The sequence below is a fragment of the Paracoccus lutimaris genome (assembly GCF_003337565.1).
GTDB lineage: Bacteria > Pseudomonadota > Alphaproteobacteria > Rhodobacterales > Rhodobacteraceae > Paracoccus > Paracoccus lutimaris.
On record NZ_QPJL01000077.1, the window covers coordinates 1 to 1,761 of the forward strand.

Annotated in this window: 3 protein-coding genes; all 3 read right to left on the bottom strand. The window is 66.7% G+C overall.

The features are described 5' to 3' along the window. Positions 1 to 646, bottom strand: a 646-nt coding sequence (locus DFP89_RS19930) for a hypothetical protein (RefSeq protein WP_147273378.1), incomplete at its 3' end; no start/stop codon positions are given. A 165-nt stretch (positions 647 to 811) separates the two neighbouring features. Continuing rightward, positions 812 to 1,291, bottom strand: coding sequence for a hypothetical protein (locus DFP89_RS19935; protein ID WP_114351036.1), 480 nt, complete (start codon positions 1,289 to 1,291; stop codon positions 812 to 814). Between the two features lie 65 nt (positions 1,292 to 1,356). Next, positions 1,357 to 1,662, bottom strand: a complete 306-nt coding sequence (locus DFP89_RS19940) for a hypothetical protein (RefSeq protein ID WP_114351037.1) — start codon at positions 1,660 to 1,662, stop codon at positions 1,357 to 1,359. Between the last annotated feature and the right edge of the window lie 99 nt (positions 1,663 to 1,761).

Sequence of the window (1,761 nt, forward strand, 5' to 3'; positions counted from 1 at the left end):
GCGCGGCCTCGGTCTGTGCGGCGACGACAGCGGGATCTGCGGCGATGGCGTCGGGCGGGATGATCTGGCCGATCTCGCTGCCCGTGGTGGTGGAATAGGTGACGCGGGCGACATGGCCTTCGTAGCCGCCGCTGCGGGTCTGCGATTTGCGGATGTCGCGGATGTCGACCCGCGCCAGCAGGCTGTCCTGGCCGATTTTCTGGCGCAGGGCCCGGCCTTCATCCCGCGTCGCCGGGAACAGCGCGACATCCTGCCAGTTGCGGAAGAACAGGCTACGGCCCAAGGGCAGCGGCAGGCGCGAGGTCGGGGTGAAGATGCTGACCGGAAAGCCGCCGCGCACGTTGTCATAATCGCCAAATTCGGCGCGGATCGACAGCACCACCTCGGCGGTGGCGGGGTCGATCGTGGCGCGGTCGGCGGCGAGCCGGGCCATGACCCTGACCAGCGCCTCGTCGCGGCTGAACTCATCGGCGGCGAGATATTCGGGGTCCTGCAGCGCCAGCGATTCTAGGTCGGGCGCGGTGCCGTCGAGGGTTTCCAGAAAGGCGCCCCACCAGGCGGCATCGGGATCGGTATAGGTTTCGGCCAGCGACGGGGTGGACAGGATCAGGCCGAGGCAGGTGGTCAGGGCGAGCGTCTTGAGCATGGGCAGTCCTCCGGAAACAAGCATAAAAGCGGGATGACCGCCGCGCGGCGACGCGGCGGGGTGATCTGGTGCATGGGGTTGTTGGACGGCGTGTCATGTGCGCGGCACGCGGATTGCGTTCGTCAGATGCGCGCGTTGCGCATCGCGGCCCCGGCGCGCAGCCTGTTAACGGATCAGCGCGTCAAAGCTGGCAAACGTCCCATCAGGCGTCGGAACATAGCCGATGCCTTGCAGCGTCGCCTCGATGTTCCGGCCGGGATCCACGCCCGGATGACAGGCGCGCAGATACATGTTCGCGACCAGTTCCGTCGCGCCAGAGATCTGGCCAAGGTTCAGACCCTGATAGCCGCCACCCTGCAGGCCAAACGCCGGGCGGGCGGTGCTGCAGAAGAACCGCACCTCGGAGGGCGCGTCGAATTGCAGGCGCGCCGTGGGCGTATCGGGCCGGTCCGAGACCGCCTGACGCAGCGTGACCCGGACCAGTTCGCCCGGAACCCGCGACGAGCCCTGCCCTTCGACGCGACGATCACTCTGGTCGTAATGCAGGCATTCGCCCATCTTGCAGCGGCCGAGATAGGTCTCGGCCGCGACCGGGCTGGCGAGGGCGGCCAGTGCCAGGCCGAGGAAAAGGGATTTGGGATTCATGCGGGACTCCTGCGAAAGACATGCAATATCAACGAGAATTGGGGCAAACGGTCAGGCAGCGATCCTCACCGGAACCAATATTCCCGTCCCCGGCTGAAGATCACGCTGCCGGATTGGAACACCAGCCCCAGCGCGACGGCACCACAGACGACGGCGCCTTCCCACACGCCGGTCGCCCAGAACACCGCGATGCCCACCAGAGACAACGCCAGCAGGCGCCGCAGCTTGGGGATCTTTTCCGGGCCGATGACGCGACCGCTGGCGATGCGGCCGACGCCGCGCTGTGCGTGACAGGCCGGGCAGGTCCGGACGCTGCGCTTGACCGGCGTGCCACAGTGGCCGCAGTCGATGGTGGGGGATTGCTCAGGCATCGCGGGCCTCCGTCAGATCACGATTTGAATTCATAGCATTTGCGGTGTAACATCCTTCCCGAACCATCCGGAGCACAGCCCTTGTCGATCAAACCCGCG